Annotated in this window: 22 protein-coding genes; 14 read left to right on the top strand and 8 right to left on the bottom strand. The window is 73.5% G+C overall.

Annotated elements, in window-relative coordinates; translation table 11 throughout:
• Positions 1-72 precede the first annotated feature (72 nt).
• The 3 genes from HGB54_RS10175 to HGB54_RS10165 are packed head-to-tail and all read left to right on the top strand — an operon-like array spanning position 73 to position 3,048.
• Entirely contained in the window at positions 73-750 is a 678-nt protein-coding gene (locus tag HGB54_RS10175) for a response regulator transcription factor (RefSeq protein ID WP_168916320.1), read from the top strand.
• Positions 737-2,005, top strand: a complete 1,269-nt coding sequence (locus HGB54_RS10170; protein WP_168916942.1) for a sensor histidine kinase — start codon at positions 737-739, stop codon at positions 2,003-2,005. The genes HGB54_RS10175 and HGB54_RS10170 overlap by 14 nt, the downstream gene beginning before the upstream one ends.
• Before the next feature lie 8 nt (positions 2,006-2,013).
• On the top strand, positions 2,014-3,048 hold the full coding sequence (locus HGB54_RS10165; RefSeq protein ID WP_228545792.1) for a hypothetical protein: 1,035 nt from the start codon (positions 2,014-2,016) through the stop codon (positions 3,046-3,048).
• 310 nt (positions 3,049-3,358) lie between these two features.
• On the opposite strand, the gene HGB54_RS10160 is transcribed toward HGB54_RS10165, so the two are convergent.
• Positions 3,359-3,619: an acyl-CoA carboxylase epsilon subunit gene (locus HGB54_RS10160; RefSeq protein ID WP_168916318.1), complete on the bottom strand. Its 261-nt coding sequence runs from the start codon at positions 3,617-3,619 to the stop codon at positions 3,359-3,361.
• Positions 3,616-5,187: an acyl-CoA carboxylase subunit beta gene (locus HGB54_RS10155; protein WP_168916941.1), complete on the bottom strand. Its 1,572-nt coding sequence runs from the start codon at positions 5,185-5,187 to the stop codon at positions 3,616-3,618. Before HGB54_RS10155 ends, HGB54_RS10160 begins: the two co-directional genes overlap by 4 nt.
• A 250-nt stretch (positions 5,188-5,437) precedes the next feature.
• Here HGB54_RS10155 and HGB54_RS10150 point away from each other — a divergent pair, with 250 nt between their 5' ends.
• Genes HGB54_RS10150 through HGB54_RS10135 form a run of 4 tightly spaced genes read left to right on the top strand, consistent with a single transcriptional unit; the run spans position 5,438 to position 9,289 of the window.
• Positions 5,438-6,361, top strand: coding sequence for a hypothetical protein (locus HGB54_RS10150; RefSeq protein ID WP_168916317.1), 924 nt, complete (start codon positions 5,438-5,440; stop codon positions 6,359-6,361).
• Positions 6,358-7,065, top strand: a complete 708-nt coding sequence (locus HGB54_RS10145; protein WP_228545791.1) for an acylneuraminate cytidylyltransferase family protein — start codon at positions 6,358-6,360, stop codon at positions 7,063-7,065. Before HGB54_RS10150 ends, HGB54_RS10145 begins: the two co-directional genes overlap by 4 nt.
• Positions 7,062-7,934, top strand: a complete 873-nt coding sequence (locus tag HGB54_RS10140; protein ID WP_168916316.1) for an N-acetylneuraminate synthase family protein — start codon at positions 7,062-7,064, stop codon at positions 7,932-7,934. The genes HGB54_RS10145 and HGB54_RS10140 overlap by 4 nt, the downstream gene beginning before the upstream one ends.
• The gene (locus HGB54_RS10135) at positions 7,931-9,289 is read left to right on the top strand and encodes a DUF6716 putative glycosyltransferase (protein ID WP_168916315.1); all 1,359 of its coding nucleotides are present in this window, start codon (positions 7,931-7,933) and stop codon (positions 9,287-9,289) included. The genes HGB54_RS10140 and HGB54_RS10135 overlap by 4 nt, the downstream gene beginning before the upstream one ends.
• Here HGB54_RS10135 and HGB54_RS10130 read toward each other — a convergent pair.
• Genes HGB54_RS10130 through HGB54_RS10120 form a run of 3 tightly spaced genes read right to left on the bottom strand, consistent with a single transcriptional unit; the run spans position 9,229 to position 11,918 of the window.
• On the bottom strand, positions 9,229-10,131 hold the full coding sequence (locus HGB54_RS10130) for an EamA family transporter (RefSeq protein ID WP_168916314.1): 903 nt from the start codon (positions 10,129-10,131) through the stop codon (positions 9,229-9,231). The genes HGB54_RS10135 and HGB54_RS10130 overlap by 61 nt on opposite strands.
• Before the next feature lie 42 nt (positions 10,132-10,173).
• On the bottom strand, positions 10,174-10,341 hold the full coding sequence (locus HGB54_RS10125; protein ID WP_168916313.1) for a methionine/alanine import family NSS transporter small subunit: 168 nt from the start codon (positions 10,339-10,341) through the stop codon (positions 10,174-10,176).
• Positions 10,338-11,918: a sodium-dependent transporter gene (locus tag HGB54_RS10120; protein WP_168916312.1), complete on the bottom strand. Its 1,581-nt coding sequence runs from the start codon at positions 11,916-11,918 to the stop codon at positions 10,338-10,340. Before HGB54_RS10120 ends, HGB54_RS10125 begins: the two co-directional genes overlap by 4 nt.
• Positions 11,919-12,088: 170 nt before the next feature.
• Here HGB54_RS10120 and HGB54_RS10115 point away from each other — a divergent pair, with 170 nt between their 5' ends.
• Positions 12,089-12,883, top strand: coding sequence for a biotin--[acetyl-CoA-carboxylase] ligase (locus HGB54_RS10115; RefSeq protein WP_168916311.1), 795 nt, complete (start codon positions 12,089-12,091; stop codon positions 12,881-12,883).
• Between the two features lie 3 nt (positions 12,884-12,886).
• A complete protein-coding gene (locus HGB54_RS10110; RefSeq protein WP_228545790.1) occupies positions 12,887-13,429 on the top strand; it encodes a PH domain-containing protein in 543 nt (180 codons plus the stop codon).
• Here the strand turns inward: HGB54_RS10110 and HGB54_RS10105 are convergent.
• Positions 13,395-13,877 (bottom strand): GtrA family protein, encoded by a 483-nt coding sequence (locus HGB54_RS10105; RefSeq protein WP_168916310.1) that lies wholly within the window; start codon positions 13,875-13,877, stop codon positions 13,395-13,397. The genes HGB54_RS10110 and HGB54_RS10105 overlap by 35 nt on opposite strands.
• 66 nt (positions 13,878-13,943) lie before the next feature.
• Here HGB54_RS10105 and HGB54_RS10100 point away from each other — a divergent pair, with 66 nt between their 5' ends.
• Genes HGB54_RS10100 through HGB54_RS10090 form a run of 3 tightly spaced genes read left to right on the top strand, consistent with a single transcriptional unit; the run spans position 13,944 to position 16,896 of the window.
• Positions 13,944-15,044 (top strand): 5-(carboxyamino)imidazole ribonucleotide synthase, encoded by a 1,101-nt coding sequence (locus tag HGB54_RS10100; RefSeq protein ID WP_168916309.1) that lies wholly within the window; start codon positions 13,944-13,946, stop codon positions 15,042-15,044.
• An 8-nt stretch (positions 15,045-15,052) separates the two neighbouring features.
• The gene (gene purE, locus HGB54_RS10095; protein ID WP_168916308.1) at positions 15,053-15,571 is read left to right on the top strand and encodes a 5-(carboxyamino)imidazole ribonucleotide mutase; all 519 of its coding nucleotides are present in this window, start codon (positions 15,053-15,055) and stop codon (positions 15,569-15,571) included.
• Positions 15,568-16,896: an LCP family protein gene (locus HGB54_RS10090; RefSeq protein ID WP_168916307.1), complete on the top strand. Its 1,329-nt coding sequence runs from the start codon at positions 15,568-15,570 to the stop codon at positions 16,894-16,896. Before purE ends, HGB54_RS10090 begins: the two co-directional genes overlap by 4 nt.
• A 16-nt stretch (positions 16,897-16,912) precedes the next feature.
• Here HGB54_RS10090 and HGB54_RS10085 read toward each other — a convergent pair whose 3' ends face one another.
• The gene (locus tag HGB54_RS10085) at positions 16,913-18,058 is read right to left on the bottom strand and encodes a glycosyltransferase family 4 protein (protein ID WP_168916306.1); all 1,146 of its coding nucleotides are present in this window, start codon (positions 18,056-18,058) and stop codon (positions 16,913-16,915) included.
• Positions 18,059-18,240: 182 nt separating this feature from the next.
• On the opposite strand from HGB54_RS10085, the gene HGB54_RS10080 reads away from it, so the two are divergent.
• Both HGB54_RS10080 and HGB54_RS10075 read left to right on the top strand, forming a co-directional pair.
• Positions 18,241-19,194, top strand: coding sequence for a glycosyltransferase (locus HGB54_RS10080; RefSeq protein WP_168916305.1), 954 nt, complete (start codon positions 18,241-18,243; stop codon positions 19,192-19,194).
• Positions 19,191-20,021 carry a glycosyltransferase gene (locus HGB54_RS10075; protein WP_168916304.1) on the top strand — a complete coding sequence of 277 codons (831 nt, stop codon included), beginning with the start codon at positions 19,191-19,193 and terminating at the stop codon, positions 20,019-20,021. Before HGB54_RS10080 ends, HGB54_RS10075 begins: the two co-directional genes overlap by 4 nt.
• On the opposite strand, the gene HGB54_RS10070 is transcribed toward HGB54_RS10075, so the two are convergent.
• Positions 19,999-22,218, bottom strand: a complete 2,220-nt coding sequence (locus HGB54_RS10070; RefSeq protein ID WP_168916303.1) for a YfhO family protein — start codon at positions 22,216-22,218, stop codon at positions 19,999-20,001. The two genes, HGB54_RS10075 and HGB54_RS10070, sit on opposite strands and share 23 nt — an antisense overlap.
• Between the last annotated feature and the right edge of the window lie 27 nt (positions 22,219-22,245).

Raw genomic sequence — 22,245 nt, 5'->3', positions numbered from 1 at the left:
CCCCTCCCACTACGATGGGGGGCGGCGCGCCACCCGAGCGTGCCCCAGAGTCGTGCGTGGGGGGTGCAGTCCGTGGTCGTAGCCGAAGGCAGAGCGGTGCGCATCGCCGTCGTCGACGACCACGAGTCCGTGCGCCTCGGGCTGCAGGCCGCCTTCGGCAACGCCGGCTTCGACTTCGTCATCGCCGCCGCCACCGTTCCCGAGCTCGTCGAGGGCCTCGCCGGGCGCGAGGTCGACGTCGTCGTGCTCGACCTCAGCCTCGGCGACGGCTCGAGCGTCACCGAGAACGTCAAGGCCGTGCAGGCCACCGGGTCGGCCGTGCTCGTGCACTCGATCGCCGACCGCGTCGCGAGCGTGCGCGAGGCGCTCGCCGCCGGCGCCGCCGGCGTCATCCCGAAGTCCTCGGCCACGAAGACGGTCATCACGGCCGCCGAGACCGTGGCCCGTGGCGACGTGCTCAACAACCTGGAGTGGGCGAGCGCGATCGACGCCGACCGCGACTTCGCCAAGGCGCAGCTCGGCCGTCGCGAGCGCGAGATCCTGCACCTCTACGCCTCGGGCCTGCCCCTCAAGCTCGCCGCCCAGCAGCTCGGCATCGGCTACTCCACGGCCCGCGAGTACCTCGACCGCATCCGCGCGAAGTACGTCGAGGTCGGTCGTCCCGCCCCCACCAAGGTCGACCTGCTGCGTCGCGCGGTGGAGGACGGCATCCTCCCCGGGCTCGACCCGGACGGTGATGACTCCGCCTGAGGCGGCCCCCGCCGCCCTCCGCGCGCCCCTCGGGGCCAAGCTGCCGCGCCAGCCCCTGAGCCGCAAGCGCGTCGACACGGTGCTCTCCCGCTCGGTCTCGGGCTTCGGGGTCGTCTTCGCCCTCCAGGCGCTGCTCACCATCCCCGCGCAGTTCGGGCTGAGCGAGCCGCTCTGGTCGACCCTCGCGGTCGCGGCGGTGTTCGGCTCGATCCTGCTGGCCATGATCTGCTCGATCGTGAAGCGGTTCGTCGTCGGATCGCACCGGGTCGTCGCCGTCGTCTACGTGATCGCGCTCATCACCTGGCCGTTCTTCGTAATCGAGCCGCAGACGGGCAACCACTGGCTGTACCAGCTGACGACGGTGGCCACGGCGTGCGCCGCGGTGGGGCTGCGCGTGCGCGGAGCATCCCTCTACCTGTTCATCGTGCCGTTCATCTACGGCACCATTCGCGCGACGCCCAACGGCGGCGGCGGTCCGTGGGAGATCGGGCTGTTCGACGCCGTCTTCGCCGTCATCCTCGGCGGCGCGGTGCTCGTGATCGTGACGATGACGCGGGTCGCGGCGACCTCGGTCGATGAGGCGCAGGGCAACGCCCTCGAGCGGTACGCGCACGCCGTTCGCCAGCACGCGACGGAGGTCGAGCGGGTCGAGGTCGATGCGATCGTGCACGACAGCGTGCTGACGACCTTCATCAGCGCGGCCCGGGCCGCGTCGCCCGCTGAGAGGGCGCTCGCGGCCACCATGGCGACGAACGCGATGCGCCACCTCGAAGAGGCGGCCCAGGCGACGCCCGACGACGGCAGCACGGTGCGGTTCCGCCAGGTGGCCGAGCGCATCGTCACGGCCGCGCGCGAGCTGTCGGTGCCGATCTCGATCCGCGTGCGCTCGCTCGACACCCGCATCATCCCGGCCGCCCAGGCCGAGGCGCTCTACTCGGCCGCCGTGCAGTCGATGGTGAACTCGGTGCAGCACGCCGGCGGACCGGACGTGCGCCGCTGGCTGCGGGTCTCGGGTGTGCAGGGCGGCGCGATCGAGATCGAGATCGGGGATGCCGGCGCCGGGTTCGATCCGGCGCTCGTGCCCGGCGAGCGCCTCGGCGTGCGCCGCTCGATCATCGAGCGCATGGCCTCCGCGGGCGGCCTCGCCGACGTGCGCTCGGCGCCCGGTCGCGGCACCGTCGTGCACCTGCACTGGCCGGTCATGGCGGCGGTCGCGCCCACGCTGGAGCCCGGCGCGGGCGGGGAGCGGCGATGAGGATCGGCGTGCCCCGCGCGCTCATCGTCACGATGGCGGCGCTCTTCTCCGGCTACCACATCGTGCTCGGGCTCTACACGATCGACGTGCCCCGCAACCCGCTGCCGGTGCTGCTGGCGATGGCGCTCTACGCGGCGGCCACCGTCATCAGCCTGCTGCCGGGCAGCGGCGCGCGCATGCCGATCTGGATGGCGGCGATGAACCTCATCGTCTGCGCCGCCATGCCCCTGCTCATCTCGCCGCAGCTCGACGCGGGCCGCGAGGGCGGCCTCGGCTACGCCACGTGGTACGTCGCGGCGATCGGCACTCTCCTCACGATCACGTCGACCCGGCTGCGCAACACCTTCGCCTGGGTGGGCGCGGCCGTGCTGGTGCTGCAGACGGCCGCCTGGGCGGGCCCCGGTATGCTGCTGACCGCGGGCGTGCTCGGCTCCGTCTCGTGGGTGGCGATCTCGCACATCCTCAGCAGCGCGCTCGCGCGGGCATCGCGCGACGCGGCCCGCTTCGCGACCGCCGAGAGGGAGGCCACCGACTGGCAGGCCGCCCAGGAGGCGCACCTCTACGAGCGGCAGTTCCGGCTCGGGCAGACCGGCTCGATGGCCGTGCCGATGCTGCGCATCATCGAGCGCACCGGCGGCGAGCTCACCGAGGAGCAGGCGCTGGAGTGCCGCTATCTCGAGGCCGCCATCCGCGACGAGATCCGCGGCCGCACCCTGCTCGACGACGGCGTGCGCCGCCAGGTCATGCGGGCGCGCCGCCGCGGCGCCTCGGTGAGCCTCTACGACGAGGGCGGCCTCGACGACCTGCCCGACGAGGCGCGCGCCCGCGTGCACGCCGAGCTCGCGGCCGCGCTCGAGGGAACGGAGGCGAGCCGGCTCATCATCCGCACCGCGCCGGCCGACTCGGAGATCGCCGTGACGGTCGTGGGGCTCACGCCCACCGAAGAGCTCGGCGACCTGGGTTCGACGGGCGAGGACGACGACGAGGACGAGGTCGACCTGTGGCTCGAGATCCCGCGGAATCGCCGCGAGGTCGAGGCGTAGAAGGCTGGGTGGCGGTCCGGTTCGCGGCGGTTCTCGTCAACGCGGTTCTTATCAGCACCGCCCCGTTAACGATCGAAGGGCCGGGGTACCCATCCCCGGCCCTTCGCAACGTATCGAGTTAGAGCCACAACCCGAATGTGCCTCTAACTCGCCCCCCAATCACCAGCCGGTATACCCTTACCGGCCGGGATGGGCGGTGAGCGGTTCTCGATGGAGCCGCGTCACCTATTGGAAGCAATCATGCCCTGTGGTCGAGAGCGTGCACAGTCGTCATTTTGGGGGACAAACCGCCCCAGTTCGGGGGGAGCGTTCAGCATCCCCGCTGGCCGCGCGATGCCGACCAGGCACCCGGGCCGGGGTACACGGCGGCACGGGGTGCCCGAGCGGCGCGGCTCCAGTGGTCGACGGGCGGCAGCACGCGGGCCGCTCCGATCGCCGCCTGCTCGGCGAGCACGGCCGCGATGACGGCCTGGGCCGCGGCGAGCTCCTCGTCGGTGGGGCTGCCCGCGGTGATGCGGACGACGGGGGCGGGAGCATCCATCGCCGTCGCATCGGGCTGGGGGCCGGTCACAGCGGGATGTTCCCGTGCTTCTTCGGCGGCAGGCTCGAGCGCTTCGTCTTGAGCGCCCGCAGGGCCTTGATGATCGCGACGCGCGTGGCGGCCGGCTCGATGATGCCGTCGAGCTCGCCGCGCTCGGCCGCGAGGAACGGGCTCGCGACGTCGTAGGTGTACTCGTTCGCGAGCTGGGTGCGCACGGCGGCGACGTCCTCGCCGGCGGCCTCCGCGGCGCGGATCTTGTCGCGGTACAGGATGTTCACCGCGCCTTGCCCGCCCATGACGGCGATCTCGGCGGTGGGCCAGGCCAGGTTCATGTCGGCCCCGAGCTGCTTCGAGCCCATGACGATGTACGCGCCGCCGTAGGCCTTGCGCGTGATGACCGTCACGAGGGGGACGGTGGCCTCGGCGTAGGCGTACAGGAGCTTCGCGCCGCGGCGGATGACGCCCTGCCACTCCTGGTCGGTGCCGGGCAGGTAGCCGGGCACGTCGACGAGGGTGAGGATGGGGATGGAGAAGGCGTCGCAGAAGCGCACGAAGCGCGCGGCCTTCTCGCCCGCGTCGATGTTGAGCGTGCCGGCCATCGCCTGCGGCTGGTTGGCGATGACGCCGACGCTGCGGCCCTCGACTCGGGCGAAGCCGATGACGATGTTCGGCGCGAACAGCGGCTGCACCTCGAGGAACGAGCCCTCGTCGACGACGTGGTCGATGATGTCGAGCACGTCGTAGGGCTGGTTCGGGCTGTCGGGCACCATCGTGTTGAGGCGCCGGTCGGCGTCGGTGATCTCGAGCTCGGCGCTCGCCTCGTACTGCGGCAGCTCGGCGAGGTTGTTGTCGGGCAGGTAGCTCAGCAGCGAGCGGGCGTAGTCGAAGGCGTCGTTCTCGTCCTGCGCGAGGTAGTGCGAAACGCCCGAGATGCGGTTGTGGGTGAGCGCGCCGCCGAGCTCCTCCATACCGACGTCCTCGCCCGTGACGGTCTTGATGACGTCGGGGCCGGTGACGAACATCTGGCTCGTCTTGTCGACCATGATGACGAAGTCGGTGAGGGCGGGGGAGTAGACCGCGCCGCCCGCGGCCGGGCCGCAGATGATGGAGATCTGCGGGATGACGCCGCTCGCCGCGGTGTTGCGCCGGAAGATCTCGCCGTACTTGCCGAGCGCGACGACGCCCTCCTGGATGCGCGCGCCGCCCGAGTCGAGGATGCCGACGATGGGCACGCCCGTCTTGATGGCGAGCTCCATGACCTTGATGATCTTCTCGCCGGCGACCTCGCCGAGCGAGCCGCCGAAGATCGTGAAGTCCTGGCTGTACACGGCCACCTGGCGGCCGTGGATGGTGCCCGTGCCGGTGACGACCGCGTCGCCGTAGGGGCGCTTGGCCTCCATGCCGAAGGCGTGGGTGCGATGCCGCACGAACTCGTCGATCTCGACGAAGCTGCCGTGGTCGAGCAGGGTGTCGATGCGCTCGCGGGCGGTCATCTTGCCCTTGGCGTGCTGCTTCTCGATGGCGGCCTCGCCGCTCGCGGTCACCGCCTCGTGGTACCGGTGCCGCAGATCGGCGATCTTCCCGGCGGTGGTCGACATGTCGGGTGCGGCAGCGGCGTCAGTCACGCCCGTCAGCCTATCGACCAGGATGCACGGCGCACCGTTGGCGGAACCCCACAAGAATGCTCCCGACCGCCGTGCCCGACCTCCGAGAGCCGGGCCGCGGCGATGGCGACGAATGCTCGCCCCCCGTTCCCCCGCCGTTCATCGGCGAGCCCTCGCCGGGACACGGGCCGCTCCTACCGTCGGGGGATCGGCACGACCGGGGGAGGCGACGATGCGGCATCCGATGACGACGGCATGGGCGGAATCGCCCCTGCAGCTGCTCGGCGTGCTCGAGCACGCCGCCCTGAGCGGTGCCGCCGCCGAGCATCCCGACGGCATCGCGGTCATCCCGCGCTCGGGCGACGTGCAGCTCGCCCGCACGCTCGACGCCGCGGAGGCCGCAGGCGCTCCGGAGCTCGCGCGGCTCGGCATCGACCGGCCGCTGCTGCCGGCGGGCCGGTTCCGCGCCGAGGGCCGCTGGATCATCGGCGACCCCTTCTCGGGCCAGGTGCAGGCGCGGCTCGCGCGCGTCGAGCCCGCGGCGCTCGTGCTCGTCGACGACGGCGCCATCACCCGTCACCTCGCCGCGCTGCTCGCGACCGGCTCGCCGCTGCTGCGGCCGGGCGCGCCCGCGCCGGCGCTGCGCCGCTCGCTCGGGGCGACCACGACGCGCACCCTGCTGCGGCTCGCCGCCGAGGGCCGCCTGCGCGTCACGACCTACCTGCCGCCGGGGGAGCAGGCCGTCGAGCGCCTGCGCGGCATCGGCGCGATCGTGCAGCACCACGACTTCGCCTGGACCCGCCGCGCCGGGCAGGCCGCGCAGGGCATCCCGACCGCCCACCGCATCGTGCTCGGCACCGCCGCCGTCGCCGACGGCCGCCGCTCGGTCGAGGAGCACCTCGGCTGGGTGCGCGACATCGCCCGTCACGGCCCCGTCAGCTACCTGCCCCACCGCCGCGAGCCCGCGCGCGTGCTGCGGGCGCTCGCGGTCGAGCGCCACGTGCACCTGCGGCCGGCGGCGCTGCCCGTCGAGCTCGCCCTCGGCGGCACGACCCGCGCGCTCGACATCGTCTCGAGCCCGTCGAGCGCGATCGAGACGCTCGAGCGCGTGCTCGCCGGCACCGGCTCGCGCATCCGGCTCGATCCCATCCCGGTGCTCGCGCCGTGAGCGCCACCGGGCCGGGGCCCCGCCCCGAGGTGGCGGGGGTCGTCGCGGTCATCCCCGCGCGCGGCGGGTCGAAGGGCGTGCCGGGCAAGAACCTGCGGCGCATCGGCGGCCGCAGCCTCGTGGGGCGGGCGATCGACGCCGCCCGGGCCAGCACGGCGATCGACCGCGTCGTCGTGAGCACCGACGACGCCGCCATCGCCGAGGAGGCCGTGCGCTGCGGCGCCGAGGTCGTCCGACGCCCGGCCGCGCTCGCGACGGACGAGGCGAGCTCGGAGGCGGCGCTGCTGCACGCCCTGGGGCAGCTCGGGCCCGTGGAGCTGCTCGTGTTCCTGCAGGCGACCTCGCCGTTCATCGGCCCGGCCGACCTCGACGACGCCGTCGCCCGGGTGCGCTCGGGCGAGGCCGACGTGGTCTTCGCCGCGATCGCGACGCCCGTGTTCCTCTGGCAGCCCGGGGAGCAGGGCTGGCGGGGCGTCAACCACGATGCGGCGGTGCGGCTGCGCCGGCAGGATGCTCCGCCCCAGGTCGCCGAGACGGGCGCGTTCTACGTGATGCGGGCGCGCGGGTTCCTCGAGGCCCGGCACCGATTCTTCGGGCGGGTGGTGCCGGCGCTCGTCGACGAGCACCTCGCCATCGAGATCGATACCGAGCAGCACCTGCTGCTCGCCGAGGCGCTCGCGGGCGCGGGGAGCGGGACGACATGACCTTCAGCATCGGGAGCCGGCGGATCGGCGCGGGCCACCCCGCCTACGTGATCGCCGAGATCGGCCTCAATCACAACGGCGACGTCGAGATCGCGAAGCGGCTCATCGACGTCGCCGCCGACGCCGGGGCCGACGCGGTCAAGCTGCAGAAGCGCACGCCCGAGATCTCGACGCCCGAGCACATGAAGGCGGTGCGGCGCGAGACGCCGTGGGGCGAGATGAGCTACCTCGAGTACCGGTACCGCGTCGAGCTCGACCGCGACCAGTACATCGAGCTCGGCGATCACGCGCTGCTGCGCGGGCTCGACTTCTTCGCCTCCCCCTGGGACGCGCCCGCGGTCGCCTTCCTCGACGACCTCGACGTGTGCGCCCTGAAGGTCGCGAGCGCCTCCGTCACCGACCTCGAGCTGCTCGACGCCATCGCGCGCACGGGCCGTCCGGTCATCCTCTCGACGGGCATGTCGAGGCTCGAGCAGATCGACCGCGCGGTCGCGGCGCTCGCCGGCAGCCCGCTCGCGCTGCTGCACGCGACCTCGACCTACCCGATGCCCGCGGAGGAGGCGAACCTGCGGGTGATCCCCGCGCTCGCCGCGCGCTACCCCGATGTGCCGATCGGGTACTCGGGCCACGAGCGCGGCCTGCAGATCAGCCTCGCGGCCGTCGCCCTCGGCGCCTCCATCGTCGAGCGGCACATCACTCTCGACCGCACCATGTGGGGCAGCGATCACGCCGCCTCGCTCGAGCCGCAGGGCCTCGCCCACCTCGTGCGCGACATCCGCGTCATCGAGCAGGCGCTCGGCGACGGCGTCAAGGTCGTGCAGCCCGGCGAGCTCGCCCCCATGGCGAAGCTGCGCCGCGTGCCCGCATGACCCGGCTGCTCGCCCTCGCCGACTCCGACTCGTACCTGAAGTGGGCCGCGGGCACGGCCGAGCGTCTCGCGCCCGAGGGCGCGGGCCTCGCGCTCATCGCCAGCCCGGTCGCGCCGAGCGCCGCGCAGCGCCGCGCCGCGCTCGCCCAGACCCGCTGGCGGGATGCTCCGCTCGCGCCGCACTCGCTGGCCGCGCTCGTCGAGCACGTGCGCGGCGAGCGCCCCGAGGCCGTGCTCGTCGGCATGCGCGGGCCCACCGCCGCGGTCGTGCTCGCCGAGCTGGCGGCCCTGCCCGGGCGGCCCGTGCTGCTGAGCGGGCTGCCCGGGGTGGGCATCCCGGCCTCGCGGAAGGCGCTGTTCTACCGGGCGCAGGCCGACGCGATGATCGTGCACTCGCTGCGCGAGCGCGAGGCCTTCGCCGCGCGCGCCCAGCAGCTCGGCTGGCCGCAGCGCTTCGCCGTGGCCACCCTGCCCTTCCTCGAGCGGCACCCCTCGGCGGGCGACGACATCGTCTTCGCCGCGCAGGCGCTCGTGCCCGAGAGCCTCGCAGACCGGCGCGCGATCATCGCGCTGCTCGTCGCGCTCGCCCGCCGCAACCCCGATCGCCGCGTCGTGCTCAAGCTGCGCGCCCTCGACGGCGAGGCGCAGACGCACGACGAGCGCTACCCGCTCGACGCGCTGCTGCACGAGGTCGACCGGCCGGCCAATCTGCTGACCCGGCACGACTCGATGCTCGCGGCGCTCGACACGGCCGGCGCGCTCATCACGGTCAGCTCGACCGCGCTCATCGAGGCGGTCGCGCGCGGCATCCCCGGCCTCGCGCTCACCGACTTCGGCGTCGGCGACGCGCTCATCAACACCGTGTTCGAGGGCAGCGGCCTCTTCGGCAGCATGGACGACGCGCTCGAGGGCCGGTTCCGGATGCCCACCCCGGGCTGGTCGGCCCGCAACTACCTGCACGCCCCCGAGCACGACGACGCGCAGGCCGTGCTCGCCGAGCTCGTCGCCCGGCGCGAGGCCGGCGTGCTCGGAGCGGCCCGCCGTCCCGTGCGCTCGACGCTCGGCGGCCCGCTGCGCGCCGCCTGGAACCGCCGCACCGCTCTCGGCGCGCACGAGGCCGGGCTGCTGCCCGCGCTCGCGCTCGTCATCGGGGTGCCGTTGCGCGCGGGCCTCGTGCTCGGGCGCCGGGTTGTCGGGCGGGGAGGGCGGCGTCCGGTGGCGCCGGTACGGCAGGCGCAGGTGCCGATGCCGATGCCGCAGCCGCAGCCGCAGCCGCAGCCGCAGCCGCTCGAGACTCAGCCGCCCGCGGCGATGAGCCCGACGCCGACGAGCGCGAGCACGACCCCGACGAGCTGAAGCCGGCGCACCCGCTCGCGCAGCACCTGCCGCGCCAGCACGACCGTCACGACCGGGTAGAGCGCGGCGAGCACGGCGACGGTGCTGAGCGCGCCGCCGGTCGTGGCGATGGCGAACGACAGGTTGGCGCCGGCGACGAGCACGCCCGTCACGAGGATGCCCGCGACGTCGCGCCCGGTGATGCGCGCGGCCAGCAGCGCGGGCGAGGCCGGGCGCCCCGACCGCATGCGGGCGGCCGCACCGCGCAGGCGCACGTGCACCCAGGCGCTGAACGCGACGATGAAGAGCCCGATGACGGTCGCGGCGTGGGTGAGCAGGGTCGTCATGACCGATTCGGCGCTGCCGAGGCCGATCGCGGCCTGGGAGGCGCCGAAGCCCAGCGCCGCGATCCCGCCCAGGAGGAGGGAGAGGGCGGCTCGGCGCCCCGCGCGCACCTCGGGGGCCGACGCGAGCACGGTGCCCGCGACCGCCAGCAGCAGGCCGAGGGCGAGCATCCCGCCCACCGCGTCGCCCTGCGCGATGCCGAGCGCGACGGGCACGATCACGGCGAGCGCCGACACGGGCGCCACGATGCCCATGGTGCCGATCGCGAGCCCGCGGAACAGCGCGGCCAGGGCGAGGGCGGTGGATGCTCCGCTCACGATGCCCGCGACGATCGCGCCGCCCGCCGCCGCGTCGTAGGGCTTGACGAGCAGTCCCAGCGAGAGCAGCGCCCCGACGACGAGCTGGCTGCCGAGCAGCACCACGATGAGGGGCGCGCGGCGCGAGAGCAGCCCGCCGAGGAAGTCGCTCGTGCCCAGCAGCACGGCCGCGCCGAGCGCGAGCAGCACGGCGCCCGTCATGCGCGGCGGGCGGCCGGGGTCGGGGCGGGCACGCGGCCCGCCCTAGCTGTCGCGCTCGACCGGCCCGGGGCCGTCGCGCTCGTCGTGCTCGCCGCCGGAGGGGTAGTCGTCGCGCTCGGGCCGACGGCGCAGGAACAGGATGCTCGCCGCGAGCCCGCCCCAGACGATGACGAGCGCCCCGATCAGGAACGCGATGGCGAGGGGGGTCATCGGCGGGCCTCCGCGCAGGTCGGCAGATCTCGGGGTGCCGGCCACGGCACGAAGTCGTCGGGCGTGCGGCGCCAGCGGACCGCGGTCAGCACGACGGCGCCGACGACGATGAGGCCGAGCGAGCCCCAGCCGACGATGCCGAGGTAGCCGGAGGGGTACCCCTCGTAGCCCTCGGTGAGCAGCGCCACGATGCGCGTGACGAGCATGACGGTGAGTACGAGGGGGGCGAGCCCGCCGACGAGCACCGTCCACCACCGGCCGACGGGGAGGGTCGAGACCGCGCTGAGGTGCCCGCGCAGCTCGGCGCCGCGGCGCAGCACGAGGATCACGAGCACCGTGGTGAGCACGGCCGAGGCGACGATCCCGATGTTGTTGACGTAGTGGTCGACCGTGTCGAGCGCGATGAGTCCGCTCGTGGTCGAGAACAGCAGGATCGACAGCACCGCCGACACCCCGCCGATCGTCGCGGCCGCCGCCCGCGGGCCGACGCCGAACTTCTCCTGGAACGCCGCCGAGACGACCTGCAGCACCGACAGCAGCGAGGTGAAGCCGGCCATGACGAGCGAGCCGAAGAAGAGCGCCCCGAAGATCGGCCCGCCGGGCATCTCGGCCACGATCGCCGGGAAGGTGATGAACGACAGCCCGACCCCGGTGAGGCCCTCGAGGTCGCCGACCGCGACGCCCTGCTGCACCGCGAAGAAGCCGAGCGTGGCGAACACGCCGATGCCGGCGAGGATCTCGAACGAGGAGTTCGCGAACGCGACCACCAGCCCGGGGGCCGCGAGGTTCGCGCGGCGCTGCCGGTACGAGGAGTAGGTGATCATGATGCCGAAGGCGATCGACAGCGAGAAGAAGATCTGGCTGTAGGCGGCGATCCAGACGGCCGGGTCGGCGAGCGCGGCGAAGTCGGGCGTGAAGAGGGCGTTGAGCCCCTCGGCCGCGCCGTCGAGGAAGAGCGCGCGGATCACGAGCGCGAGGAACCCGACGAGCAGCAGCGGCAGGAAGACGACGTTCGCGCGCTGGATGCCCTTCGCGACGCCCAGCCCGAGCACCACGATCACGGCGATCCACACCATGGCCAGCGGCACGAGCACGCCCGGCACGAAGTCGAGGCTGAGCCCCGGGTCGCTGACGCGCAGGTACTCGCCCGTGAAGAACCCGGCGGGGTCATCCCCCCATCGGATGTCGAACGAGAAGACGAAGTAGCTCAGCGCCCACGCGATGACGACCGTGTAGTAGAGGCCGATCACGAAGGCGATCGCGACCTGGAACCAGCCGAGCCCCTCGAGCAGGCGGCCCGCCCGCGCCCCGCCGAGCCGGCGCAGCGCCGTGGGAGCGGCCCCGCGGAACCGGTGGCCGATCGCGTAGTCGAGGAAGAGGATCGGGATGCCCGCCGTCAGCAGCGCGACGATGTACGGGATGAGGAACGCCCCGCCGCCGTTCTCGTAGGCGACGCCGGGGAATCGCCAGATGTTGCCCAGCCCGACGGCCGAGCCGATCGCGGCGAGGATGAAGCCGACCTGGCCGGTGAAGGCCTCGCGGGGCGGTGCCGCGGCGCTGGGGCTCGATCGTGGCATGCGGGGCTCCTCGGGTGGTCTCGAGTTCGGCGGCCCGTCGACGCGGTCCGGGCGGTCGGCAACGCTACCAGCGCGCCGCCCCGCCCGCCTGCTCGTGCCCGCCGACTGCCTGCCTGCCTGCTGCGGCCCTTCTCGGCGGCGCCCGGGGTCGGCCGCCGTACGCTCGAGTCATGCAGTTCCCCCTCAGCCGCGCGGTGGCCCCCTCCCTCGAGTGGCGCGACTCCTGCCCCTCGACGAACGCCGACCTCGTGCGCCGGGCCGAGGGGCTGGGCGACCTCGCCGTGCTCGCGACCGACGACCAGACCGCGGGTCGCGGTCGCCTCGATCGAGTCTGGAGCGCCCCGCCGGGCGCCTCGCTCGCGGTGTCGGTGTTCGTCGCGCTCGAGGGCGGTGCGGGCGACCCGGCGTCGGGCGGCCCGCGCGCCCTGCTCGGCTGGCTGCCGCTGCTCGCCGGCACCGCGATGGCGACGGCTGCCCGGCGCCTCGGCGTCCCCTCGGCGGGTGTCAAGTGGCCCAACGACGTGCTCGTCGACGGGCGCAAGCTGTGCGGCGTGCTCACCGAGCTGACCCCGCACGGCGTTGTCATCGGCGCGGGACTCAACACCGCCATGACGCGCGAGCAGCTGCCCGTGCTGACCGCGACGTCGCTGCACCTCGAGGGCGCCGCGCTCGAGGGCGAGACCCCGTCCGAGCTGCTCGATCGCGCGCTCGCGGCCTACCTCGACGAGCTCACGGGTCTGATCGGCGAGTGGCGCGCGGCGACCGGGCCGGCCGCGCTGCGCGCGCGGGTCGAGCCCCTGCTCCAGACCGCGGGGCGGGCCGTGCGGGTCGATCGTCCCGGGCTGCCGCCGCTCATGGGCACCGCCGACGGGCTCGCGGATGACGGCAGCCTGCGGGTGCATCCCGCCGAGGGCGACGCGCTGACCGTCTCGGCCGGCGACGTGACGCACCTGCGATATGAATAGCGCATGACCGGCGAGCAGCCCCGCGTGCCCGAGAGGGTCATCGCCCGCGTGCGCCCGCACGCCCGCGCGCTCGCCCTGCCGAGCCTGCTGCTCATCGCCGCCTGCGGCGGGGCCGCCTACGGGGTCACGGCGCTCGATGAGGAGTGGCAGCGCCTCGCCGCCGTCGCCGGCGCCGCGCTCGTCGCCGTGCTGCTCTTCCTGCTGCCGCTCGTGCGCTGGCTCGGCACCCACTACCTCATCACCACCCGCCGCGTCGTGCTGCGCACGGGCCTGATCGCCCGCACCCGGCAGGAGCTGCTGCACGGTCGCAGCTACGACGTGCGCCTGCGCCAATCGCCGCTGCAGCGGCTCTTCGGCTCGGGCGACGTGCTCATCAACACCGGTCTCGACGCCCCGGTGGTGCTGCGGGATGCTCCCCGCGCGCTCCTCGTCCAGGAGGCGCTCGGCGACCTCATGGAGGCGAGCACCTCGTCGGTGGCGGCGCAGCGCCGCCAGACGGCGGCCACGAGCGTCATCCCGCCGGACGGGCGCCTGCGGTCGCGCTGACCGGCGCCGGGCGCCGCCAGGATCCGCGACGCGGGTGGAACACCCACCAGCGGTAGAGCGAGAACCGGAACAGCGCGCCGAGCCCCAGGCCGACGACGTTCGAGGCGATGTTGTCGGCGAGCACGCTCGTGAGGCCGAGCACCTCGCGCGAGACGGCGAGGCAGGCGACGGCGATGATCAGACCGCCGATGCTGACGAGCACGAACTCGACCGCCTCGCGCAGCGGGGGCCGGCGCTGCTCGAGCCGGAAGCTCCAGTAGCGGCTGCCCACCCAGTTGACGACGATCGCGACGGAGGTCGAGACGATCTTCGCCACGATCGGCCCGGCCGCGAGCTCGTCCGGCGAGAGCACCGTGGCGCGCAGCAGGTTGAACAGCGCGATGTCGACGACGAGGCCCACGATCCCCACGACGCCGAAGCGGCCGACCTGGGCGAGGATGCGGGGCACAAGCGCCTCTCGGTTTATCGGCCAGAATGGAGCGGTTCGCGTTCCGCAATCCTATCGAGGAGGACCATGGCCGTCGTCGGCGTCATCGGAGGTGGACAGCTCGCGCGCATGATGATCCCCGCGGCCGTCGCGCTCGGCATCGAGATCCGCGTGCTCGCCGAGGCGGAGGGCTCGTCGGCCCGGCTCGCCGCGACGCAGGTGGGCGACTACCGCGACCCCGCGACGGTGCTCGCCTTCGCCGCGGAGTGCGACGCCATCACCTTCGACCACGAGCACGTGCCGCAGGAGGTGCTGCGCGCGCTCGAGGCCGAGGGCGTCGCCGTGCGGCCCGGCCCCGACGCGCTGCTCTACGCGCAGGACAAGCTGCTCATGCGCGAGCGCCTCGGTGCGCTCGGCGTCGCCATGCCCGACTGGGCCCGCATCGAGACCGCCGAGCAGCTCGGCGCCTTCCTCGCCGACCACGGCGGGCGGGCGGTCGTGAAGACCGCGCGCGGCGGCTACGACGGCAAGGGCGTGCGCGTCGTCGACGACGCCCACGGCGCCGACGATTGGCTCGCCGCGGGCGCCGTCCTGGTCGAGGAGCTCGTCGTCTTCCAGCGCGAGCTGGCGCAGCTCGTCGCGCGACGCCCGAGCGGCGAGATGCGCGCCTGGCCGCTGGTCGAGACCGTGCAGCGCGACGGCGTCTGCGCCGAGGTCATCGCCCCGGCGCCCCGGGCCGGCACCGCGACGCTCCGCGCGGCCGAGGAGCTCGCGCGCACCGTCGCGGAGGGCCTCGGCGTGACGGGCGTGCTCGCCGTCGAGCTCTTCGAGGCCGCCGACGGCCGCCTCCTCGTCAACGAGCTCGCCATGCGCCCGCACAACAGCGGCCACTTCTCGATCGACGGCTCGACCACGAGCCAGTTCGCGCAGCACCTCCGGGCCGTGCTCGACTGGCCGCTCGGCGACACGGCGCCCGTGGCCCCGGTGAGCGTCATGATCAACGTGTTCGGCGGGCTGCCCGAGGCGAGCATCCGCACCGCCCTCGCGCACCAGCCGGCGGTCGCCGTGCACGCCTACGGCAAGGATCCGCGGCCCGGGCGCAAGGCCGGCCACGTGACCGCGGTGGGCGCCGAGCTCGACGACACCGCGTACCGCGCGCGCGCCGCCGCGGCCTGCTTCGACGACTGACCCCTAGCATGGAGCGCGTGCCCGCCGCCCGTATCGCCGTCGTCATGGGATCAGACTCCGACTGGTCGGTGATGCAGCACGCCGTCGACGCGCTCGACGAGATGGGGCTCGAGCACGAGGTCGAGGTGCTGAGCGCGCACCGCACCCCCGACGCGATGATCGCCTACGGGCGCGAGGCCGCCGGCAGGGGCATCCGCGCCATCATCGCCGGTGCTGGCGGCGCCGCGCACCTGCCCGGCATGATCGCCTCCGTCACGACGCTGCCCGTCATCGGCGTGCCCGTGCCCTTGAAGCACCTCGACGGCATGGACAGCCTGCTCAGCATCGTGCAGATGCCCGCGGGCATCCCGGTCGCCACCGTCTCGATCGGCGGCGCCCGCAACGCGGGGCTGCTGGCCGCCCGCATCGTGGGGTCGAGCGAGCCCGCGGTCGCCCAGCGACTGGCCGACTTCGCCGCCTCGCTCGAGGACGCGGTGGCCGCGAAGAACGAGGCGCTGAAGGCCACGGTCGCCTCCCGGCGCTCGTGAGCCTGGTGTCACCGCTGCGGCTGCCCGATGCGCGGCAGTCCGCGCTCATGACCCGCCGCGGCTGGTGGCTGCTCGGGCTGAACCTCCTCATCCCCGGCACGGCGCAGATGCTCGCCGGCAACCGGCGCTGGGGCCGCTTCGCCGTCGGCGCCACCTTCACGCTCTGGGCGATCGCGCTCGCGATGCTCCTGCTCTTCCTGCTGTGGCGCCCCGTCGCGCTCACGATCGCCACCAACGTCGTCTCGCTCTGGGTGGCCCAGCTCGGTCTCGTGTTCTACGCCGTGCTGTGGTTCGCGACGACCATCAACGCCTTCGCGCTGGTGCGGGTCGGCACCGTCGCGCCCCGGGCGCGCGGAGCCCTCGCCGCTTTCACCGCGCTGAGCCTGGTGCTCGCGGTGGGGACGACCGGCTGGGCGGCCTGGAACACCGGCGTCGGCCGCGACGCCCTCGGCAGCGTCTTCGCCGGAGGAGGCATCGAGGATCCGATCGACGGCCGCTACACGATCCTGCTGCTCGGCGGCGACGCGGGGCCCGACCGCACCGGCCTCCGCCCCGACTCGATCAGCCTCGCGAGCATCGACGCCGACACCGGCGCGGTGACGATGATCGGCATCCCGCGCAACCTCTACAACGCGCCCTTCTCCGAGGGCTCCCCGCTCTGGGAGGCCTTCCCCGACGGCTACTCCTGCGGCGACGACTGCCTCATCAGCTACCTCTACCCCTACGCGGAGGAGCGCCCCGAGCTGTACCCCGACGCCGCGGCCGAGGGCTCGACGCCCGGCATCGAGGCCATGCGCGACGCCGTGGAGGGCGTGACGGGCATCCCCGTGCAGTACACGGCCCTCATCGACATGCAGGGCTTCGCGCAGCTCATCGACGCGCTCGGCGGTGTGACGGTGTCGCTCGAGCAGCCTGTCGAGGTGGGCACCAACGGGCGCCCGCTCGAGTTCGTGATCCCCGCCGGCGAGCAGCGGCTCGACGGCTTCACCGCCCTGTGGTTCGCCCGCACCCGCTACAACATCACCGACTTCCAGCGCATGGAGCATCAGCGGCAGCTGCAGGAGGCGATGCTGCGTCAGCTCGAGCCCGCGACCGTGCTCACCCGCTTCCAGGCCATCGCCGAGGCGGGCACGCAGGTCGTCAAGACTGACATCCCGCAGGCGATGCTCGGGCGGTTCGCGGATCTCGCCGTCCAGTCGCGGGAGCATCCCGTCACCGACCTCGAGCTCGTGCCGCCGACGCTCGACAACGTGGACCCCGACTACGTCCTCGCGCGGCAGCTCGTCGCCGAGGCCGTGGCGCCGGTCGAGTCCGCCGCGCCGTAACTCCCCGTTCGGCGGGCTACAGGTCGGAGTGCAGCTGCCAGGTCTTCTCGGCGGCATCCCGCCAGGTGAAGGCCTTCGCGCGATCCCGTCCGCGCCACGCGAGCTCCTGCCGCTGCGCGTCGTCGGAGAGCAGGTCGCGCAGCGTCTCCGCGAGCCGTCGGGGGAAGGTCGATGCATCCGAGCGCGGCACGACGAGACCGGCATCGGCCGCCACCTCGAGCAGGGTGGGGGCGTCGGAGTGCACGACCGGGGTGCCGAGGCTCATCGCCTCCAGGGCCGGCAGCGCGAGCCCCTCCGCGATCGACGGCATGACGAGGGCGTGCGCCCGCTGGTAGACGACGGCGAGCTCCGCATCGCTGAGCGCGCCCAGCTCGACGACGCGGTCGTCGGGGATCCGAGCGTCCTGCAGCACCGACTCGAGCTCGTCCCGCGGGCCGGCACCGGCCCCCACGAGCACGAGCGGCACCGCCGGTGCGTGCAGATCGACCATCGCCCAGACCAGATCCCGGATGCCCGTCCGCGCCGTGAACGGACCGACGGCGAGCACGTACCGCTCCGGCAGCGACAGCGAATCCGCGACGGCGTCGGCGTCGTCGGGCAGGACGAGCGAGGTGCTCACCGCGCCGGCGATGACCCGGATGCGGTCGCCGAGGTCGAGCACGGTGGAGAGCTGCTCGGCGACCGCGTGGGTGGGTACGACCACGGCGTCGGCGTACCGCTCCGCGCGCCGGCCCATCGCGCGGGCCCAGGACGCCGCTCGAGCGGGCATGGCCTCCGGATGCGTCCAGGGGACGGCGTCGTGGATCGTGACGACGATCTGCTCCTCCGGCGCGCTGAAGCGGTCGTGGCGGTAGAGCGGCGCCAGCAGGCTCGGGGCGTGGATCATGCCGGAGCCGGGCAGGCGGGTGAAGCCGTGCTGCCACGCCGCGGCGAGCTGGGAGCGGTCGAGCGCGCTCTTGTAGAGGCCCGCGAGCCCGGGCAGCGACTCGGTGATCCTCGCGTACTCGGCCTCGGGGGAGGAGGGCACGATCCCGCTGACGAGGCACCCCCGGGGTGCCGTCGCGATGAGCTGGCGCACGAGCTCGAGACCATAGCGCCCGACGCCGTTCGGAGCGGGGGAGGCGACCTGGTCGAGCACCACGCGCAGGGTCGCCCCGCTCATCCTGCCCCCTGGTGATCGCATCGCGGGGCACGCCGGACCGGTCGTGCCGCCGCCGCTGGTCGGTCCCGTCGACCCTACCAGCGCCTCCTCAGCGGTCCGGTCCGACCGAGCGCCCTGCACGCGGGCGGGCGCCCGGCACGGCAGAATGGGGAACCGTCCTGCCCGCCGACGCCTGAGAGATCATGACCGACACGACCCGCCCCCGCACCGTCGCGGTCGTCGTCGCCTTCAACCGGCGGGACCTCCTCATCGAGGTGCTGCAGGCGCTGCACGATCAGACCGAGCCGCCGGCGTCGATCGTCGTCGTCGACAACGCGTCGACCGATGACTCCTCCGCGGTCGCGCTCGCCGCCGGGCCCCTCGTCGACCTCGTGCGCCTCGAGCGCAACACGGGCGGCGCCGGCGGCTTTGCGGCCGGGCTCGCGCACGCGCTCGAGCGGCACGATCCGCACTGGTTGTGGCTGATGGACGACGACACCGTGCCGACGGCGACGGCGCTCGAGCGCCTGCGCGCCACCGCCGAGGAGGCGGGCGCCTCGGTCGCCGGCTCCCGAGTGGTGTGGACGGACGGCAGCGACCATCCCATGAACACCCCGCGCCGCAAGCCCTTCGTGGGGCGCGAGGAGCGCGAGCGGGCCGAGAGCGCGGGCGGCATGGCCATCCGGAGCACCTCGTTCGTGTCGATGCTCGTGCGGGCGGACGCGGTGCGTCGCGCCGGTCTGCCGCTCGCCGACTACTTCATCTGGAACGACGACTTCGAGTACTCGACGCGCCTGCTGCGCGACGGGCGCGGAGTCTTCGCCCCGGCGAGCGTCGTCGTGCACAAGACGCGCGTGCTCGGGGCGACCGACGCCGACCCCGGGGCGCGCTTCTACTACGAGGTGCGCAACAAGCTGTGGATGCTGCGCCGGTCGCGCAGCCTGCGCCGTCGCGAGAAGCTGCTGTACGGCGCCTCGTCGGTGCGCCGCTGGGTGCGCACCGCGATGCGCAGCGCCGATCGGGGCGTACTCGACGACGCCTTCCGCCGCGGCTGGCGCGACGGCTGGCGCACCGATCCGCGCCCGACGGCCGACGTGCTCGCCGGTCTGCCGGTGGCGACCGCGGTGGCGCGGGTCGACGTCGGGGCCGGTCGATGACGGCGCTGCCCTTCTCCCTGCTGCTGCCGGTCTACCACGGCGATCGCGCCGACCACTTCAGCAAGGCCTTCCGCAGCAGCGTCGACGAGCAGTCGAGACCTCCGGCGCAGGTCGTCATCGTGCAGGACGGCCCCGTCGACGACGCCCTCGCGACGGCGATCCGCGAGGCGGTCGCGGCGAGCGCCGTGCCCGTCGAGCACGTCGCGCTGCCGGCCAACGTCGGTTTGGCCGCGGCGCTCACCGAGGGTCTCGCGCGCTGCGATCACGACGTGGTGGCGCGCATGGATGCGGATGACATCTCGCTGCCCTCGCGCTTCTCGCGGCAGCTGCCGCTGATCGAGCAGGGGCTCGATCTGGTCGGCACCGGCATGTTCGAGTTCCTCGACGACGTCGGCACCATCGTCGGCTCGCGCACGCCGCGCACCGACCCTGCCGACATCGCCGCCTACGCGCGGTTCCACGACCCGTTCAGCCATCCGACCGTCGTCTACCGCCGCTCCGCCGTCGACCGTGCCGGGGGCTATCAGCCCCTCGGGGTCATGGAGGACTACTGGCTGTTCGCGCGCATGATCGCGGCGGGCGCCGCGGTCGGCAACGTCGCCGAGCCGCTCGTGATGTACCGCGTCGGCGAGGGCGCCTACGCCCGCCGGGGCGGCATCGAGCAGTGGCGCAGCGAGAAGGCGCTGCAGTACGCCTTCAGGCGCATCGGTTTCACGACGCGAACGCAGTTCGCGCGCAACCTGCTCGTGCGCGGCGTGTACCGCTTCGTCCCCGAGCCGGTGCGACGCATCGCCTACCGACGGTTCATCGCCGCCCCGCGCGGTTGACGGACGGGCGATCGTCGCGTCGCGCGGCGACCGCCGCCCACGCGCTCCACGCCAGTCCTACGGCGAGCGCGAGGATCCCGCCCCCAGCGAGCAGGGACCAGGCCGGCGGCCGAAACTCGATGGCGATGGTGTCTCCGGCGCGCGCACCGGCGAGGTCGACAGCGAGGAGGTATCCACGATGCGGGTCGGCGAGCGTGGCGCCGTCCACCGTGTAGCCGGGCCAGGCGAGCCTGCTCAGCACCGCGGCTCCGGAGTCCACATCCTCGAGCACGGTCGCCCGGATCCCGGTCTCCGTCAGCTCGTCGATGCGCAGATCCACCCCCGGTGCGGTCCAGGCGACTCCGCCTGCGCCGGGGATCTCCTCGTCCCGCACGAACAGCCAGCCGGCGTCCCCCTGCTCGGTCATGCTCCAGCCGTCAGGCGCCTTGGGAGCGCGGGAGCGGCCGTCCTCCTCCAGCACCAGCACCGAGGAGATCGCGAGCAGGTCCGCGAGGGGCTCGTCGGTCAGGCGATCCACGTCGAACAGCGTCTCGAAGGCGGACTGGCAGGTCGAGCCGCGCAGATCCATGCAGAGCTCCTCCGCGTACTCGCGATACTGCAGCACGGTGTACGTGTTCTGCACGTCCGGTTCGGCGAAGTACCACAGGTTGGCCGCCAGTACCTCGTCGCCGCCGGTGCGGAGACGTTCGAGAGCCGAACCCACGACGAACGTGTCACCGCGGGCTTCGGGCAAGATCTGATCCAGCTCCTCGACCTCCGATTCCGCGCCGAAATCAGGCAGGGGGCTGGCCGGCAGCCAGTAGATCTGAGGGATGGTCAGGGCGGCGGACGTGGCGACGACCACGAGGGCGGCCGTCCTGGAGGCGTCGAGTCGTGGCAGCGGGGGGATTCGGCCGACGGCGAGCAGGCGCAGGACCGCGATCGCGGCGACCCCGGCGCCGACGGCGAGCGCGACGCGCAGGAGCGTCTCGGGCTGCTGCGACCATGCGGCGAAGCCCCCGGCGGCGAGGAGGATCGAGACGCCGATCCATCGGCCGCGGGGGATCGTGCTCCAGTCGACGCGACTGAGCAGCACGATCACGATGACGATCACGGCGATCCCGAGGTAGGGCATCATGCGCACGGGGAAGCGGAGCGGTCCGACCGCACTCGGACCGATGACGAGCAGGAGCATGGTCACGGCGGTGACGCCGGCGGGGACGAGGTCGACGAGCGTGCGGCGCGCGCACGGCAGGGCCAGCAGCACGAGAGGCACGAACCACGCGACGTACTGCAGCGGCGCGCCGGGGAACGCCCCCCACCAGGCCTGGATGGAGACCGATCCGGTCGGGATGCTCGCCGCGAGCAGATCGCTGAGGTCGGCGTTGAGGAAGTTGTCGTTGTCGATGGCGGTGGATGCCCGCACGGAGACCGAGGACGTGAGGATCGCCGGCAGGTAGATGACAAGGGAGATCGCGCCGATGATCCCTCCGGCGAGGAGGACGCGGAGGGCTGCCGCCCGCTCGGAGCGCACGGCGTGCTGGATGAGCGTCGCGATCATCAGCGTCGCGAGCGCGAGGACGCCGAACACGTAGCCGGCCGTCACGAGCAGAGAGCTCGCGACGAGAAGGATCGAGGGATTACGGCCGATCGAGGCGCGTCGGAGGCCCCACCATGCCCACGGGAAGAGCGAGGAGGTCACGAGGCCGGTCACCCAGGACGGGGCGTCCATGTACGCGGTGAAGCCGATGAGGGGAGTCGCGACGCCGGCGGCGATCGCCCACGTCGCGCTCGATCCGAAGGAGCGGAGGAGGAGCACGGTGCCCACTGCGGTCAGGACGAGGAGCGACACCTTCACGATCGTCGCGGCCACGACCATGTCCTCGCTCGCCCTGGTGAGAAGGGCGATGAGGCTCGTGAGGGGGCTGAGCAGCCCCCATTGGCCCTCCGCGAGGTAATTGCCCGCCTGCCAGCGGGACGGACTCAGGATGCTCCACTCACCGGTCGTCAGGCGTTCGCCGAGCTCCCACCATTGCCCGACGGCGCCCGTCTGCGTGTCGTCGTAGTAGTAGTACCGGGGGGTGAGCACGAGGCGCGCCGACGCCAGGAGGAGCGTGAGGGCACCAGCTACCAGTGCGGCGACCGCCGTCGCCGACGTACGGCCCCGAGCGTCTTCTTCGACGAGGCGCGGGAGCGGCCTGGCATCCAGTGCGGTCATGTGTGCCTTCGTGATTCCGAGCGGGGA

Source organism: Microcella flavibacter (assembly GCF_012530535.1).
Taxonomy (GTDB): domain Bacteria; phylum Actinomycetota; class Actinomycetes; order Actinomycetales; family Microbacteriaceae; genus Microcella; species Microcella flavibacter.
This window is presented reverse-complemented; position numbering and strand designations above follow the sequence as displayed.